Origin of the sequence: Ramlibacter aquaticus, assembly GCF_015159745.1 — a bacterium.
Lineage (GTDB): Bacteria > Pseudomonadota > Gammaproteobacteria > Burkholderiales > Burkholderiaceae_C > Ramlibacter > Ramlibacter aquaticus.
This window is the reverse complement of record NZ_JADDOJ010000017.1, coordinates 1-16223: the sequence shown is the minus strand read 5'-3', so window position 1 is coordinate 16223 and position 16223 is coordinate 1. Positions and strand designations below refer to the sequence as shown.

Sequence of the window (16223 nt, the reverse complement as noted above, 5' to 3'; positions counted from 1 at the left end):
ACAGGAGCTCAGGCAGCGGGCAGCACGCCGGGCACGCCCTGGTGGCGCGGCGCGTCCACCAGCCGGGTGCCTGCCAGCAGGTCGTGCAGGAACTGCCGGTCCGGGTTGCTGAAGCTCATCAGGGCCCAGAACGCCATCCAGCCGGCCACCGCCCCGGCCATGCCCCAGCCCGACAGGTGCATGGGGGCGATGAAGGCGATGGGGGGCAGCAGCCAGAGCCAGCTGCAGGCGTAGCGGAACACCGCCCGGGCGGGGGTCAGGGGACGGCCCTGCCGGTCGGTGACGCGGATGCGCCAGGTGCGCATGGCCAGGGTCTGGCCCTTGCTCCAGCAGTAGCTGAAGTAGAGGCCGAAGACCAGCCCGAGGAAGGCGATCAGCCAGGGCCGGTGCGCGTCGATGCCGCTGCGCATCTGCGTGAGCACGCTGAAGGCCAGCGTGGCGACGAAGGAGATGCCGAACAGCAGCATGCTCTCGTAGAGCATGCAGGCCAGGCGCCTGCGAAGCGGGGGCGTCACGGGGTCAACGCGCGCCGGCCGCCTCGTGGGCGGGGGCCGGCTGCGGCAGCAGCGTGTTGTGGTCGAGCTGATGCGGCGCCACCGCGATCCGGGGCGAACGCCCCTCCACCAGCGGCGCCGAGGCCCGCGGATGGGGCACGGCCGCCAGCTTGCCGGGCGCCACCGGCCGCACGGCGGCCGCGGCCGTGACTGGCGCCTTGGGCGCAGCGGCGGCCAGGCGGCGCTTCTCCTCGGGCGAGAGCTGCTGGTAGGCCTCCCACTTGGCGCGCTTGTCGTCGGCCGGGATCTTGCGGGCCTCGCCGTAGTTCAGTCGGGCCTGGATGCGCTGCTGCGGGCTCAGGCTGACCCATTCGGTCATGCGGCTGTGCAGCTTGGCCTGCTCCTCCGGGGCCATGCGGGAGAAGTTGCTGGACATGGCCAGCCACTTGCGCTTTTGCGGCTCGTTCAGGGTGTCCCATTTGGGCGCCAGGGGCGCCAGGGCCTTCTGCTGGGCCGGCCCCAGTTCGCGCCACTGGGGACGGGTGGCCTGGCGGCTGATGCCGCGGGCGCCCTGGCCGTTCGGCCGGGCGGCCGCGCGGGGAGCGCTGGCGGCCGAGGCGGCCGGCACTGCGGTTCCGGCCGCCGGCGGCACGCCCTGGGCCAGGCACAGGCTCGCCAGCGCCGCCACGCCCAGTGCGAACAGGGCGCGGTGCAAGGGGCGGGTGGCGGGAGGCTGGCTCACGTGGGCTCGCGCAAAGGCGGCCTCACTGGCCGCTGGATTTCAGGAACTCGACGAAGCCGGGATCGGCGTAGGCGGCGGGCGGCAGGTCGTCGGTCAGCAGGGCGGCGTCGACCTCGGCCACTTCGCGGGCGCGCTGCTCGTTCTCGACCGTGTGGATCGCGACCAGGCCGGCGACCAGGGCCAGCAGCGGCAGGACGGAGGCGATCCGGCTCCAGAAGGTCAGGCCCTCGTCGCCGAAGTTGAGCGTGGCGCTGCCGCCGCCGGTGGCGGCCACGGCTGGCGCCCGGCGCAGGCCGAGCGCTTCCTTTTTTCGCTGGGCGACCGCCTGCATCCGGGCGGCGCGCAGCCGCTCGCTGACGTCGTACGGCAGGTCGGCCGTGCCCGCGGCGAGGCGCCGGGCCACCCGCTGGCCGAATGCGTCCTGCGCAGACGGGATGAGATGCGTGGTCGTCATAGTTGAATTCCCTTCGCCTTCAGTGCTTTGCTGAGGGCCTGCACCGCGCGGGAACAGTGCGTCTTGACACTGCCTTCCGAGCAGCCCATGGCCGCCGCCGTTTCGGCAACGTCCATGTCCTCCCAGTAACGCATCAGGAAGGCTTCACGTTGACGCGCGGGCAATTCCTGTATTTCGGCCTCGATTTCTCGCAAGATCTGCGCCCGCCGGGTGACGTCTTCGGCGCTTTCCGCCTGCTGAGAGCCGTCCTGGGCCTGGAAAGTTTCCAGCAGGTCGAAATCGCCGTCGTCGCCCGCCCCCTCGAAATCGCTCATGTTCGAGAACAGCGCGTTGCGGGTTTTCTGGCGCCGGAACCAGTCCAGGGTGCAGTTGGACAGGATCCGCTGGAACAGCATGGGCAGTTCCTCGGGCGGCTTGTCCCCGTAGTGCTCGGCCAGCTTCATCATCGCGTCCTGCACGATGTCGAGCGCGGCCTCCTCGTCGCGGACGTGGTAGACGGAGCGCTTGAAGGCCCGCTTTTCCACGCTGCGCAGGAAGTCGGCGAGTTCTTTTTCGGTGGCCAAGTGGGGTTGCGAAGGTCTGGGAATGCGCCGCAGAGGTGCGGCAAACCCGAAATTATGTCAGCCAGCCGGGCTCGCGTTTGCCCCGGCTGTGTTGCAGTGCGATAATCCGGGGGCAAGTCAAAAGGCAAACGAGTCCGGATCCGGCGGTGCGAAGTGCCCGCCCATGGCCCGTGGCTCTAAGTCCCGCAGCTGCCTCACAAGGGCGGGCCCAGGGGCACCCAAGGTTTTTCGTTGGCGAAAATCGCAAAGGTTGATCATGGAAATCTCGAAGGCGGAGCTCAGCTCCGCAGCGGCGGCCGGTTCGGCCGGCGGCGCGTCCCACCCCCAGGAACTCCGCGGTGCGGAAATTCTCGTCAAGGCCCTGCAGGCCGAGAACGTGAAGTTCATCTGGGGCTACCCCGGCGGCGCGGTGTTGCACATCTACGACGCGTTCTACAAGCAGGACACCATCCAGCACGTGCTGGTGCGCCATGAGCAGGCGGCGGTGCACGCGGCCGACGGCTATGCCCGCGCCACGGGCGACGTCGGCGTGGCCCTGGTGACCTCCGGCCCGGGCGTGACCAACGCGGTCACCGGCATCGCCACGGCCTACATGGACAGCATCCCCATGGTCATCATCACCGGCCAGGTGCCGGTGGCGGCGATCGGCCTGGACGCCTTCCAGGAGTGCGACACCGTGGGCATCACGCGCCCCATCGTCAAGCACAACTTCCTGGTCAAGGACGTGCGGCACCTGGCCGACACCCTGGCCAAGGCCTTCCACATCGCCCGCAGCGGCCGCCCCGGCCCGGTGGTGGTGGACATCCCCAAGGACGTCTCCTTCAACAAGTGCCTCTACACCGGCCAGCCCGAGAAGGTGGAGATGCGCTCGTACAACCCGGTGCGCAAGGGCCACGGCGGGCAGATCCGCAAGGCCCTGCAGCTGCTGATGACGGCCAAGCGGCCCTACATCTACACCGGCGGCGGCGTGATCCTGGGCAACGCCACCGAGGAACTGCGCACCCTGGTGGACATGCTGGGCTACCCCTGCACCAACACCCTGATGGGCCTGGGTGCCTACCCCGCGAGCGACCGCAAGTTCCTGGGCATGCTGGGCATGCACGGCACGCTGGAAGCCAACAACGCCATGCAGAACTGCGACGTCCTGCTGGCGGTGGGCGCGCGCTTCGACGACCGCGTCATCGGCAACCCCAAGCACTTCGCGCAGAACGAGCGCAAGATCATCCACATCGACATCGACCCCTCCAGCATCTCCAAGCGGGTCAAGGTCGACATCCCGATCGTGGGCGACGTGAAGGACGTGCTGGGCGAGCTGATCGCCATGATCCGCGAGTCCGGCCTGAAGCCCGACACCGGGGCCCTGGGCGCCTGGTGGGAGACCATCGACGGCTGGCGCAAGCGCGACTGCCTCAAGTACGACCGCAAGAACACCGAGGTGATCAAGCCGCAGTATGTCGTGGAGACGCTGTGGAACATGACCAAGGACGGCGACGCCTACATCACCTCCGACGTGGGCCAGCACCAGATGTGGGCCGCGCAGTACTACCGCTTCGACGAGCCGCGGCGCTGGATCAACTCCGGCGGGCTGGGCACCATGGGCGTGGGCATCCCGTACGCCATGGGCATCAAGCTGGCCAAGCCGGACAGCGAGGTGTTCTGCGTGACGGGCGAAGGCTCGGTGCAGATGTGCATCCAGGAGCTCTCCACCTGCCTGCAGTACAACACGCCGATCAAGGTCGTCTCGCTGAACAACCGCTACCTGGGCATGGTGCGCCAATGGCAGGAACTCGACTACGAGGGCCGCTACAGCCACAGCTACATGGACGCGCTGCCCAACTTCGTGAAGCTGGCCGAGGCCTACGGGCACGTGGGCATGCTGATCGAGCACCCGCGTGACGTGGAGCCCGCGCTGCGCGAGGCCCGCAAGCTCAAGGACCGGACGGTGTTCATGGATTTCCGCACCGACCCGACCGAGAACGTGTTCCCCATGGTCAAGGCCGGCAAGGGCATCACCGAGATGCTGCTGGGTTCCGAAGACCTTTAATCCCCCAAGACCGTAAATCGGCGAATCTATCGACCGCCAAGCCGCCCGGTTACCGCCGGGCGGGGAGGGCGGCGAGAAGAGGAGCCGGAGGCAAACATGAAACACATCATCGCAGTGCTGCTGGAGAACGAGCCCGGCGCTCTCTCCCGCGTGGTGGGCCTGTTCTCGGCCCGCGGCTACAACATCGAATCGCTCACCGTGGCGCCGACGGAAGACCCGTCGCTGTCGCGCATGACGATACAGACCACCGGCTCGGACGACGTGATCGAGCAGATCACCAAGCACCTGAACCGCCTCATCGAGGTGGTGAAGGTGGTCGACCTCACCGAGGGCGCCTACACCGAGCGCGAGCTCATGATGGTGAAGGTGCGCGCCGTGGGCAAGGAGCGCGAGGAGATGAAGCGCATGGCGGACATCTTCCGCGGCCGCATCATCGACGTCACGGACAAGAGCTACACCATCGAGCTGACGGGCGACCAGTCCAAGAACGATGCCTTCCTGGAAGCCATCGACCGGGCCTCCATCCTGGAGACCGTGCGCACCGGCTCCAGCGGCATCGGCCGCGGCGAGCGGATCCTGAGGGTGTAAGTAACCCCCCCGAAGCGCCTGCGGCGCCTCCCCCCAGGGGGCGCCACCAGTGGCCCGGCAAAGCCGGTTCCACGGTGGCCCTGGATGGAGGGCTTCCTGGCTCGGCGACAATAGGCGGTTAGGTTGGACCGACCGCCCCGCGGCGCAGTATCAATTTTTCGAATTTTTTGGAGAGTGAGATGAAGGTTTTCTACGACAAGGACTGCGACCTGAGCCTGATCAAGGGCAAGACCGTCGCCATCATCGGCTACGGCTCGCAGGGCCATGCGCACGCGCAGAACCTGAACGACAGCGGCGTCAAGGTCGTGGTCGGCCTGCGCAAGGGTGGCGCGTCCTGGGACAAGGTCGGCAAGGCCGGCCTGACGGTGCTGGAAGTGAACGAGGCGGTGAAGTCGGCCGACGTCGTCATGATCCTGCTGCCCGACGAGCAGATCGCCGAGGTGTACAAGAACAACGTCGAGCCCAACATCAAGCAGGGCGCTTCGCTGGCCTTCGCCCACGGCTTCAACGTGCACTACAACCAGGTCGTGCCCCGTGCCGACCTGGACGTCTGGATGGTCGCGCCCAAGGCCCCCGGCCACACCGTGCGCTCCACCTACGCGCAAGGCGGCGGCGTGCCCCACCTGGTCGCCGTGCACCAGGACCGCTCGGGCCGCGCCCGTGACCTGGCCCTCTCGTACGCCATGGCCAACGGCGGCGGCAAGGCCGGCATCATCGAGACCAACTTCAAGGAAGAGACCGAGACCGACCTGTTCGGCGAGCAGGCCGTGCTGTGCGGCGGCGCCGTCGAACTGATCAAGATGGGCTACGAGACCCTGGTCGAGGCCGGCTACGCCCCCGAGATGGCCTACTTCGAGTGCCTGCACGAGCTGAAGCTGATCGTGGACCTGATCTACGAAGGCGGCATCGCCAACATGAACTACTCGATCTCCAACAACGCGGAGTTCGGTGAGTACGTGACCGGCCCCGAGGTGATCAACGAGCAGTCGCGCGCCGCCATGCGCAACGCCCTCAAGCGCATCCAGAACGGCGACTACGCCAAGATGTTCATCCTGGAAGGCCGCACCAACTACCCGTCGATGACCGCGCGCCGCCGCAACATGGCCGAGCACAGCATCGAGAAGGTGGGCGGCCAGCTGCGCGCCATGATGCCCTGGATCGCGAAGAACAAGCTGGTCGACCAGACCCGCAACTGACGCTCGCGCGCATCCCCCGCAAGGCCGCCTCGTGCGGCCTTTTTCATGCGTATTCGCGCTTACACTTCCGGCCATGCACGACGGCAACGAGCGCGAGGACGACGACATGGCGGGCACCGGCATCTCGGTGCGCCGCCGTCGCAAGGGCATCTACATCCTGCCCAACCTGTTCACGCTCGCGGCGCTGTTCGGCGGCTTCTATGCGATCGTGATGGCCATGGACGGCCGCTTCGACCTGGCGGCGATGGGCGTCTTCACCGCCATGGTCTTCGACAGCCTGGACGGGCGCGTCGCCCGCATGACCAACACGCAGAGCGCCTTCGGCGAGCAGATGGATTCGCTCTCCGACATGGTCTCCTTCGGCGCGGCGCCCGCGCTGGTGGCCTACGAGTGGTCGCTCAAGGGCCTGGGGCGCTGGGGCTGGATCGCCGCCTTCGTGTACTGCGCCTGTGCCGCGCTGCGCCTGGCGCGCTTCAACGTCAACACCGGGGTGGTGGACAAGCGCTACTTCCAGGGCCTGCCGTCGCCGGCGGCCGCGGCCCTGGTCATGGGCTTCATCTGGCTGATGAACGAGCTGGAGCGCAAGGGCTACGAGCTGGAGTGGGTGATGTTCGGCGTGGCGCTCTACGCCGGCCTCACCATGGTCACCAACGTGCCCTTCTACAGCTTCAAGGACATCCGCATGAAGAAGAGCGTGCCCTTCGCCGTGATCGTGCTGATCGCACTCGCCATCGCGGTGATCGGCATCCATCCGCCGACGGTGCTGTTCGGCATCTTCGTGGTGTACGGGCTGTCGGGCTACGCCGTCTACGGCTGGCGGCGCTTCAAGGGCCAGCAGACCAGCGTGATCAGTACTTCCACCGAGGAGCCCGAAGAGCGCGGGCTGCATCACTGATGGACAGATGTGCTAAAGTTGGTGACATGAACCGCCTGTCGCTGGCCCTACTGCTAATCCCCTACGGGCGGAGACGGTAGCGCGCACGCGACAGAACCGGACAAACGGCCCGTATTGCACCAGCAGCGGGCCGTTTCTCATTGGGGGACTGCTGGTGACCCCAAGACCTTCAAAGGAACGACCGTGGCAGACCAATTGATCATTTTCGACACCACCTTGCGTGACGGCGAGCAATCACCGGGCGCATCGATGACCAAGGACGAAAAGCTGCGCATCGCGCGCCAGCTCGAGCGCCTGCGCGTCGACGTGATCGAGGCCGGCTTCGCGGCCAGTTCCAACGGCGACTTCGAGGCCGTGCAGACCATCGCCCAGGCCATCAAGGACTCCACGGTCTGCTCGCTGGCCCGTGCCAACGACCGCGACATCTCGCGCGCCGCCGAGGCCCTGAAGGGTGCCAACCGCTCGCGCATCCACACCTTCATCGCGACGTCCCCGCTGCACATGGAGAAGAAGCTGCGCATGTCGCCCGAGCAGGTGCTGGAGCAGGCGAAGCTCTCGGTGCGCTTCGCGCGCAACCTGTGCGCCGACATCGAGTTCTCGCCCGAGGACGGCTACCGCAGCGAGATGGACTTCCTGTGCCGCGTGCTCGAGGCCGTGATCGCCGAAGGCGCCACCACCATCAACGTGCCCGACACCGTGGGCTACGCGGTGCCCGAGCTCTACGGCAACTTCATCAAGACCCTGCGCGAGCGCGTGCCCAACTCCGACAAGGCGATCTGGTCCGTGCACTGCCACAACGACCTGGGCATGGCAGTGGCCAACTCGCTGGCCGGCGTGAAGATCGGCGGCGCGCGCCAGGTGGAGTGCACCATCAACGGCCTGGGCGAGCGTGCCGGCAACTGTTCGCTGGAAGAGGTGGTGATGGCGGTGAAGACCCGCAAGGACTACTTCGGCCTCGAGCTGAACATCGACACCCATCACATCGTGGCCGCCAGCCGCATGGTGAGCCAGACCACCGGCTTCGTGGTGCAGCCGAACAAGGCGGTGGTGGGCGCGAACGCCTTCGCCCACGCCAGCGGCATCCACCAGGACGGCGTGCTCAAGGCGCGCGACACCTACGAGATCATGCGCGCCGAGGACGTGGGCTGGAGCGCCAACAAGATCGTCCTGGGCAAGCTGTCGGGCCGCAATGCCTTCAAGCAGCGCCTGCTGGAGCTGGGCGTGCAGATGGAGAGCGAGGCCGACATCAACGCCGCCTTCGCGAAGTTCAAGGAGCTGGCCGACCGCAAGAGCGAGATCTTCGACGAGGACATCCTGGCGCTGGTCAGCGACGAAGCCGCCGCCAACGCGCACGAAGCCTTCCAGTTCGTTTCGCTCGCGCAGCACAGCGAAACCGGCGAGAAGCCGCACGCGCGCGTGGTGTTCACGGTGGACGGCAAGGAGGTGGCGGCCGACTCGGACGGCAACGGCCCGGTCGATGCGTCGCTGAAGGCCATCGAGTCCTGCGTAAAAAGCGGGGCGGAAATGGTCCTTTATTCGGTGAATGCAATCAGCGGTTCGACCGAAAGTCAGGGGGAGGTCACCGTGCGCCTGCAGAATTCGGGCCGGGTGGTCAATGGCGTGGGCTCCGACCCCGACATCGTGGTGGCCTCCGCCAAGGCTTACCTGAGCGCCCTCAACAAGTTACAAAGTAAAGCTGATCGAGTGGCTGCACAGGGCTGAAGCGAGTCCTTATAATTGACACACCGAGTGAGAAACGTTACATAAGTGCTTGATAATGTGTAAGTTTCTCGCTTTTCCGGTAAACGGGACGCATGGGTGTGGCGTTCAGGGAGTCTTTGGGTGCGCAAAACCTCGATCGCAATGAGCCAAACGTTCAGGAAATGGGTGCAGGTCGCCTGCGTGGCCGCCGTGTCGATCGCGGTGGTGCTTCCGGGCACGGCCGACGCGGCGACGCGCAAGAAGAGCGAAGCCAAGCAGCGCGTGCACCGCGTGTTCGCCGGCAACGGCAAGCGCGGGCGCATGGTGCAGGCCGCCTACATTCCGGCCAAGCCCTCCTTCGGCGAGATGCAGGGCCTGCAGCACGCGAGCGACAACCTGGGCCTGAAGTCCAATGTCGCGCTGGTGGTCGACCAGGACACGCATGAAGTGCTGTTCTCCAAGAACGACCAGGCGGTGCTGCCCATCGCGTCGCTCACCAAGCTCATGACGGGTCTGCTCATCTCCGAGGCCAAGCTGCCCATGGACGAGATGATCACCATCACCCAGGACGACGTGGACACCGAGAAGCACAGCAGCTCGCGCCTGCGCGTGGGCACCACGCTCTCGCGCGAGGAGCTGCTGCACCTGGCCCTGATGTCCAGCGAGAACCGTGCGGCGCACGCGCTGGGCCGCACCTATCCGGGTGGCCTGCAGACCTTCGTCTCCCTCATGAACGCGAAGGCGCAGATGCTGGGCATGAAGGACACGCACTACGTCGAGCCGACCGGCCTGTCGAGCAGCAACCAGTCCAGCGCGCACGACCTTGCCACCCTGGTGAACACCGCCTACGCGGACCCCATGCTGCGCGACTTCACCACCACGCCGGGCCGCGAGGTGGCCATCGGCAAGCGCACCCTGCAGTTCAACAACACCAACCGCCTGGTGAAGAACCCGAACTGGGACATCGGCCTGCAGAAGACCGGCTTCATCAACGAGGCCGGCCAGTGCCTGGTGCTGCAGGCCAAGGTGGCCGGCCGCAAGCTGATCATGGTGTTCCTGGATTCCGCGGGCAAGCTCAGCCGCATCGCCGACGCCGAGCGCGTGCGTCACTGGGTGGAGGCGCGTGCCGCCGCCGGCACGCTCCCTGTGTCCGTCCCCGCCGCACCGGCCGCAACGGGCAACACCCTGGTGCGCCAGGTGTCGGGCTGACCGCAGCCCTCGCCGCACCCGCAAACAAAAAGGGCCCCACGGGGCCCTTTGTTTTTTCTGCGCCGCCTGAGGCCGCAGGACCACGCCTGCGGTGGCGCGGGGGCTCAGGCCGCGCGCACGGCGGCCGGGGGCTTGTAGCCCAGCGCCTGCGAGATCTCGGCGGCGGTGGATTGCAGCTTGCTCAGCCAGCCTTCGTCCAGCCGGTCGGCCGGAGCCGAGATCGACAGCCCGGCGACCAGGCGCGCCTGGTCGTCGTAGATGCCGGCCGCCATGCAGCGCACGCCCAGTTCCAGCTCCTCGTTGTCGCGGGCGACGCCGTACTGGCGCGCCTTCGCCAGCTCACGCTCCAGCACCGGCAGCTGCGTGATGCTGTTGCGCGTGTGGCCGGCCAGGCCCGTGCGTGTGGCATAGGCGCGCACCCGCTGCGGCTCGTCGGCCGCCAGGAACAGCTTGCCGGTGGAGGTGAGGTGCAGCGGGGCACGGCCGCCGATGGCGCGCACCACCTGCATCCCCGAGCGCTCGCTGTAGGCGCGCTCCACGTACACGATCTCGTCGCCCTGGCGCATGCTCAGGTTGACCGGCTGCTGGATCTGCCGGTGCAGCTCGCGCATGGGGGAGAGCGCGGCATCGCGCACGTTCAGCCGCGCCTTCACCAGGTTGCCCAGTTCCAGCAGGCGCATGCCCAGGCGGTAGCTGCCGGCCTCGGGCCGGTCCACGAAACGGCCCGTGGCCAGGTCGTTCAGGATGCGGTGCGTGGTCGAGGGGTGCAGGCCGGTCTTCTCGCTGATTTCCTTCAGTGAAATCGGCTCTTCGCGGGAAGCCAGCACATCGATGAGGGCGAACATCCGCTCGATGACCTGGATGGTCGGCGTGGCGGGGGCCCCGGGTTCCGTTTTTCTCATGGCGAACCTTGCAAAGTCCGCCGGCATTTTACCTTGTGAAAATGCCGCTGGCTGAAAAGCAGCGGATCAGGTGCCCGCGGTGTCGCCCGGAACCCACTGGCCGTCCAGCAGCACCTCGTGGGGGAGGTAGCGGGCCTTGTAGTTCATCTTGCTGCTCTCGCCGATCCAGTAGCCCAGGTAGACGTGCGCCAGCTTGAGGCGGCGCGCCTGCTCGATCTGCCACATCACGCTGTAGGTGCCGTAGCTGACGCCTTCCATGGGCTCATAGAAGGTGTAGACCGCGGACAGCCCGTCATTGAGCACGTCCAGGATGGACACCATGCGCAGCGCGCCGGGCTGGCCGTCCGGCCGCGGTTCCCGGAACTCGACCAGGCGCGAGTTCACCCGGCTTTGCAGCAGGAACTGGGTGTACTGGTCGATGCTGTCGTGGTCCATGCCGCCGCCGGCATGCCGCCCGTTCTGGTAGCGCAGGTACAGGTGGTAGTGCTCGGGCACGAAGCACAGCTTGAGCACGCGCGCCTGCAGGTTGGCGTGCTGCTTCCAGGCGCGCCGCTGGCTGCGATCGGGCTTGAAGCTGTCGGCCAGCACGCGCAACGGCACGCAGGCGCGGCAGCCGTCGCAGTAGGGTCGGTAGGTGAACATGCCGCTGCGGCGGAAGCCGCTGGTCACCAGGTCCGAGTAGGCGTCGTTGTGGATCAGGTGGCTGGGCGTGGCCACCTGCGACCGCGCCTGCCGGCCCGGCAGGTAGCTGCACGGGTAGGGCGCCGTCGCATAGAACTGCAGTGTCTGGAGCGGGAGGTCCTTGAGGTGCGTCACGCTGCGTGCGGTGGCTGCAGGAGTTCGTCCCAGTATACGGGGTCGAAGCGCCAGTCGAGGGCGGGCTTGCGCACGGCCCGGGCGACTTCTGACAGGAACTGCCGGCGCGGCATCTCCTGCGCGCCCAGCGAGGCCAGGTGCCGGGTGTTCTGCTGGCAGTCGACCTGGCGCACCCCGTGGTGCCGGCAGAACGCGACCAGGCCGGCCAGCGCCACCTTGGAGGCATCGGGCACGCGCGTGAACATGGATTCGCCGAACACGGCCTGGCCGATGGCCACGCAGTAGAGGCCGCCCACGAGTTCACCGTGCAGCCAGGTCTCCACGCTGTGCGCATGACCCGCGGCATGGAAGGCCAGGTAGGCCCGCACCATCTGCGGGACGATCCAGGTGCCGTTCTGGCCGGGCCGTTCGCTGCCGGCGCAGGCACGGATGACGGCCTCGAAGTCGCTGTCGAAGCGCAGCTCGAAGCCGGGCAGGGTGCGCAGCCGGGCCAGGGTCTTGCGCAGCGAACGGTGCAGTCGGAAGTCCTGCGGCTGCAACACCATGCGCGGGTCGGTGCTCCACCACAGGATGGGCTGGCCTTCGCTGAACCAGGGAAAGATGCCCTGCGAGTAGGCGCGGCGAAGGCTGTCCACGTCCAGCGCGCCGCCCGCCGCCAGCAGGCCCGGGGCCGGCTGCGCGGCGTCCCAGGCGCGGGACGGGTCGGGGAACGCATCGCCCGGGGCCAGCCAGGGGAGGTTCATCGCCGCCTCGAAATTTCCGGTTCACGCTGCACGGTGCTATTGTGGGGTGAACGGGCTCCGCCATGGGACGCACCTCATCGCTGCTGCGCGCGACCGCCTCGATGGCGGCGGCCGGGATCCTGCTCGCCGCCTGCGCGTCCACGCCGCAGACTGGCGCCGAGCCCGCCGGCCTCTGGCAGGACGCGCCTTTTTTCGCCTCCGCGGGCGACGATCCCGCGGTGACCCGGCAGTCGCTGTATGCCCTGCCGCCCGAGCTCCGGGCCCGGCTGGCCGCGCAGGTGCAGGCAACGCCCGGGCGTCGCGACAAGCTCAGGATCCTGCTGGCCACGGTGTACGGGCCGGACGGGGTCCAGGCCTTCCGCTACCGCGCCGGCCACTCGACGGTGGCGGCCGACACCTGGCGCGAGGCCCGCGGCGACTGCCTCTCGCTCACCGTGCTGGCCTATGCCGTGGCCCGCGCGCTGGACATGCCGGCGCAGATGCAGGAGGTCGATGGGCCCTGGCTGTTCGACCGGCAGGGGCAGATGGACTTCGTGAACTCGCATGTGAATCTGCTGCTGCCCGGCGCGCTGAAGGAGCCCCTGGACACGCAGGCGCACGACATCGCGATCGACTTCGAGCCCGACATGGCGAGCCGCCGCCGCGGCAGGCCGCTGGACGAGAACGAGGTGCTGGCGCGCTACTTCAACAACGTGGCGGTGCAGGCCTTCGCCGCCGGCGAGCGTAAGCGCGCCTACGCGCACTTCCGCGCGGCCGCCCGGGCCCAGCCCGGCTACGCGGCGGTGTATGCCAACCTGGCTGCCCTCTTGCGTGCGGACGGGCATGAGGCGGCCGCCGAGGCCAGCCTGCGGCATGCGCTGGCCCTGGCGCCGGATTCATGGGTGGCGTTGCAGGGCCTGCACGCGCTCGTGCTCGCGCAGGGCCGCGTGGAAGAAGCGGCTGCGCTGGCCAAGGCCATCGCGGCGCGGCAGGCGCTGGACCCCGACTACTGGATAGGCCGCGGCCGCGAAGCCCTGCTGGCGGACCAGCCGCAGGCGGCGGTGCGGGCGCTGGAGCGCGCCCGCGAGATCTCGATCGGCCACGACGAGCTGCACCGCCTGCTCGCCGTCGCGTACGGCCGCGTCGGAGACGGCGTACGTGCGGATGCCGAACTGCGCACGCTGGTCGAGATGGGCTTGGCCCAGGAGCAGATCGGCCTGCTGCGCCGGAAGATCCAAAGTTTTTTGCGCTGAAGAAGAGCTGGCTCGAAATCGAGCCGAAACCTCGCTATAATCTGAGGCTGTTCCTCGATAGCTCAGTCGGTAGAGCGCCGGACTGTTAATCCGTAGGTCCCTGGTTCGAGCCCAGGTCGAGGAGCCAGAGATCGCAAGGCCCAGCATGAAAGTGCTGGGCCTTTTCTCTTTCTGCTTGGCGTAGCGATCCGCCATCTCTCTCGACTTCCAGCCCCCAAGTCCTTGCGCTCGTCGCAGGACGTCCCCGCCTGCCGGTGCCCAGACGCCCAGGTGCAATCCGTGCATCGGCCCACAAGCATCGCCGAGAACGTCACAGCACAGTTCAGCACGATCCAGGCTGGGCAGGAGCGCGCAAGCACGTCATTGCTTGACCTCTTCCGGCTGGCAGTCTGGCGCCACGTCGTAGCCCAAGTAGTAGTAGCCGTGCCACACCCGGCGGCCCTTGACCCAAGCCGTCAGGTGCAGGGACTCCGACGTGGCGCACTCCTTGAACGTCATGGTCGGAGGAACACGCCCCCGAACCGCTATCAGCGCACGTTCTTGGTCGAGTGCCTCATCAATTTCAAGCTTGTACGCGAAACCCTTTTCCTGGTCAGAACCGCACTCCTGGATTCTTTCGGTGATCCGCGCACCGACGACCTTTTGAGACGGAAGAAGGACCACTTTGATACGTTCACCTGAGCTCGCGGACGAGTGGAATGTGACACATGGCTGCTGCAGGTCACTCGTCAGATCCGTTATCCCGAAACTTGCGGCGCGGGTCGCTGGTGCAGCGGCGCAGCAAGCAAAGAACAGCACGAAAGGCAAACTCAAAGGTCGCATCAGGAGATGCTACTGCGACCGCCGTCCAGGTCCAGAGAACGCGACGGTCTTGGTGAGGTTTAGCGAAACGTGAGGAGCGTGGCGGGCCTAAGTTGTTGAAAATAAGAGGCTATTTATCTCTGTTAACCGTAGGTCCCGGGTTCGAGCCCAGGTCCAGGAGCCAGATTCCAAAGGGCCAGTGCGAAAGCGCCGGCCCTCTTTCTTTGCCTTGCCGCACCGGCGCGCCTTGACGCGGAGCGTGGCTGCGCCGCACCATGGGCCGCCGCAATCTTCGCGGTGAGGAGACACGCATGAAAAGCCAGAAATCCTTCCTGATGTTCGCCGGCGGGCTCATCTTTGCCCTGGGCGTGGCCACGGGCCTCACAGCCCAGACCCTGGGCGATTCGCCCAACCGCAAGGAACAGAAGCGCACCGACCTCACGGGCGCGCCCAACATGGAAGTCATCGCGTCGATCGTCGAGCTCAAGCCCGGCGAGAGCAGCGAGCTGCACGTGCACCACGGCGTCGAGGCTTTCCACGTGCTGCAGGGCGCCATGGTCGAGGCACCGGGCCAGGCGCCGTCCATGCTGCCCACCGGCCTGACCTCGATGAACCTGCGTGACGTGAAGCACGGGGCCTTCAAGGTCGTGGGCGATACGCCCCTCAAGCTGCTGACGGTGCACATCGTCGACAAGGACAAGCCGCTCTACGACTTCGTGAAGTAAGCCAGCGCAGCGCCCGGCGCCGCTGGCGCCGGCATGTCAGCCGCCGGCCCGGCCCCCGCGGGAAGTGCGCCGACCTCCGGTCGCGCCGCCGTGCCGTCCCGGGGGGGCCGCCCGACGCCCAGAATGCACGAGGTCATGGGAGGGCTGGCAATGGCAATGCGGCGCATCGGGTCGGGCAGGGCGTGGGAACTTCCCCTGGGAGCACTCGCCCCCCTGGTCCTCGCCGCAGCCGCCTGGGGTGCGGCCCTGCCTTGCGCTGCGCAGGAGGCGGCGTCTGTCACCGGCAACGCAGCGGTCGGCGCGCCACAGGGCGATGCCGCGCGCCTGCTGGCCTGGGCCCGCGCCACCCATGACGCCGGCGGGCTGCCCTTCGTCATCATCGACAAGCGCAACAGCCAGGTGCAGGTGTACGACGGCGCCGGCGAGCTGCGTGGCGCGAGCCCGGCCCTGGTGGGCACCGCGCGAGGTGACGCCGTGGAGCCCGGCATCGGCCTGCGGCCCATCGCCAGCATCCGCCCGGAGGAGCGCGTGACGCCCGCTGGCCGGTTCCGCGCCGTGATGGGCCGTGGCCCCAAGGGCGAGGACATTCTCTGGGTCGACTACGACCAGGCCCTCGCGCTGCATCGCGTGGTGACCAACGTGCCCGCGGAGCACCGGCTCGAGCGCCTGCGCAGCCCGCGTCCGCAGGACCGCCGCATCACTTATGGCTGCATCAACGTGCCCGTGCGCTTCTTCGAGCAGGTGGTGCAGCCCGTGTTTGCGCCGCAAGGCGGCATCGTGTACATCCTGCCGGAATCCCGGCCCCTGGCCAGCCTGATCGGGCCCGAGGTGGAACCCGGGCGCAGCGCGCCCGGGGAAGCCGTGGCCACGCACACCGCCGACAGCGGGTCCACGGACCCGGTCGCGCAGTAGCTCACATCGCCATCCGCCTCTCGCGAGAGCCGGTGCGCGCGCGCATCCACGGACGCAGGCCTGCGCAGCAGCTGCGCGCGATGCCGGTGCGTTCGCGCCCGTCCTGTGCAGGCCGTTGCTTCAAAAGCCCCACCCCGTGCGGCAAGGGCTGCACGGGGTGGGGCGTCCGCGCTCAGTTGCGGTACGGCCGCGGGGCCGGCGTGGGC

Annotated in this window: 17 protein-coding genes and 1 tRNA gene; 10 read left to right on the top strand and 8 right to left on the bottom strand. The window is 67.7% G+C overall.

Annotated elements, in window-relative coordinates; genetic code table 11:
- Nucleotides 1-8: 8 nt before the first annotated feature.
- From IM725_RS06240 to IM725_RS06225, 4 genes are read right to left on the bottom strand one after another with little or no spacing between them, the layout of a single operon-like run.
- Nucleotides 9-515, bottom strand: a complete 507-nt coding sequence (locus IM725_RS06240) for an RDD family protein (RefSeq protein ID WP_287065509.1) — start codon at nt 513-515, stop codon at nt 9-11.
- A gap of 4 nt (nt 516-519) precedes the next feature.
- The gene (locus IM725_RS06235) at nt 520-1236 is read right to left on the bottom strand and encodes a DUF3106 domain-containing protein (protein ID WP_193779709.1); all 717 of its coding nucleotides are present in this window, start codon (nt 1234-1236) and stop codon (nt 520-522) included.
- A gap of 22 nt (nt 1237-1258) precedes the next feature.
- The gene (locus IM725_RS06230) at nt 1259-1690 is read right to left on the bottom strand and encodes a DUF3619 family protein (protein WP_193779708.1); all 432 of its coding nucleotides are present in this window, start codon (nt 1688-1690) and stop codon (nt 1259-1261) included.
- Nucleotides 1687-2253: an RNA polymerase sigma factor gene (locus IM725_RS06225; RefSeq protein WP_193779707.1), complete on the bottom strand. Its 567-nt coding sequence runs from the start codon at nt 2251-2253 to the stop codon at nt 1687-1689. The genes IM725_RS06230 and IM725_RS06225 overlap by 4 nt, the downstream gene beginning before the upstream one ends.
- 256 nt (nt 2254-2509) lie before the next feature.
- On the opposite strand from IM725_RS06225, the gene IM725_RS06220 reads away from it, so the two are divergent.
- The 6 genes from IM725_RS06220 to pbpG all read left to right on the top strand — a co-directional run bounded on the left by IM725_RS06220 (nt 2510) and on the right by pbpG (nt 9886).
- Nucleotides 2510-4297 (top strand): acetolactate synthase 3 catalytic subunit, encoded by a 1788-nt coding sequence (locus IM725_RS06220; protein ID WP_193779706.1) that lies wholly within the window; start codon nt 2510-2512, stop codon nt 4295-4297.
- 96 nt (nt 4298-4393) lie between these two features.
- Nucleotides 4394-4885, top strand: a complete 492-nt coding sequence (gene ilvN, locus IM725_RS06215) for an acetolactate synthase small subunit (protein WP_193779705.1) — start codon at nt 4394-4396, stop codon at nt 4883-4885.
- Between the two features lie 179 nt (nt 4886-5064).
- Nucleotides 5065-6081 carry a ketol-acid reductoisomerase gene (gene ilvC / locus IM725_RS06210; protein ID WP_193779704.1) on the top strand — a complete coding sequence of 339 codons (1017 nt, stop codon included), beginning with the start codon at nt 5065-5067 and terminating at the stop codon, nt 6079-6081.
- A 73-nt stretch (nt 6082-6154) separates the two neighbouring features.
- The gene (gene pssA / locus IM725_RS06205) at nt 6155-6976 is read left to right on the top strand and encodes a CDP-diacylglycerol--serine O-phosphatidyltransferase (protein WP_193779703.1); all 822 of its coding nucleotides are present in this window, start codon (nt 6155-6157) and stop codon (nt 6974-6976) included.
- Between the two features lie 183 nt (nt 6977-7159).
- A complete protein-coding gene (locus IM725_RS06200; RefSeq protein ID WP_193779702.1) occupies nt 7160-8698 on the top strand; it encodes a 2-isopropylmalate synthase in 1539 nt (512 codons plus the stop codon).
- Nucleotides 8699-8839: 141 nt separating this feature from the next.
- Complete coding sequence (pbpG, locus tag IM725_RS06195; RefSeq protein ID WP_193779701.1) at nt 8840-9886, top strand: D-alanyl-D-alanine endopeptidase; 1047 nt, start codon at nt 8840-8842, stop codon at nt 9884-9886.
- Between the two features lie 104 nt (nt 9887-9990).
- On the opposite strand, the gene IM725_RS06190 is transcribed toward pbpG, so the two are convergent.
- The 3 genes from IM725_RS06190 to aat form a co-directional block, all read right to left on the bottom strand.
- A complete protein-coding gene (locus IM725_RS06190; protein ID WP_193779700.1) occupies nt 9991-10788 on the bottom strand; it encodes an IclR family transcriptional regulator in 798 nt (265 codons plus the stop codon).
- A 66-nt stretch (nt 10789-10854) separates the two neighbouring features.
- Nucleotides 10855-11604 carry an arginyltransferase gene (locus IM725_RS06185; protein WP_193779699.1) on the bottom strand — a complete coding sequence of 250 codons (750 nt, stop codon included), beginning with the start codon at nt 11602-11604 and terminating at the stop codon, nt 10855-10857.
- On the bottom strand, nt 11601-12347 hold the full coding sequence (gene aat / locus IM725_RS06180) for a leucyl/phenylalanyl-tRNA--protein transferase (protein WP_193779698.1): 747 nt from the start codon (nt 12345-12347) through the stop codon (nt 11601-11603). The genes IM725_RS06185 and aat overlap by 4 nt, the downstream gene beginning before the upstream one ends.
- 62 nt (nt 12348-12409) lie before the next feature.
- On the opposite strand from aat, the gene IM725_RS06175 reads away from it, so the two are divergent.
- Together IM725_RS06175 and IM725_RS06170 are read left to right on the top strand one after the other, a co-directional pair.
- A complete protein-coding gene (locus tag IM725_RS06175) occupies nt 12410-13579 on the top strand; it encodes a tetratricopeptide repeat protein (protein ID WP_193779697.1) in 1170 nt (389 codons plus the stop codon).
- 51 nt (nt 13580-13630) lie between these two features.
- A tRNA-Asn gene (locus IM725_RS06170) sits at nt 13631-13706 on the top strand.
- Nucleotides 13707-13939: 233 nt separating this feature from the next.
- On the opposite strand, the gene IM725_RS06165 is transcribed toward IM725_RS06170, so the two are convergent.
- Entirely contained in the window at nt 13940-14401 is a 462-nt protein-coding gene (locus IM725_RS06165) for a hypothetical protein (RefSeq protein ID WP_193779696.1), read from the bottom strand.
- A gap of 290 nt (nt 14402-14691) precedes the next feature.
- Here IM725_RS06165 and IM725_RS06160 point away from each other — a divergent pair, with 290 nt between their 5' ends.
- Both IM725_RS06160 and IM725_RS06155 read left to right on the top strand, forming a co-directional pair.
- The gene (locus IM725_RS06160) at nt 14692-15105 is read left to right on the top strand and encodes a cupin domain-containing protein (protein ID WP_227753620.1); all 414 of its coding nucleotides are present in this window, start codon (nt 14692-14694) and stop codon (nt 15103-15105) included.
- A 150-nt stretch (nt 15106-15255) separates the two neighbouring features.
- Nucleotides 15256-16017: a L,D-transpeptidase gene (locus IM725_RS06155; protein WP_193779695.1), complete on the top strand. Its 762-nt coding sequence runs from the start codon at nt 15256-15258 to the stop codon at nt 16015-16017.
- Nucleotides 16018-16223 lie beyond the last annotated feature (206 nt).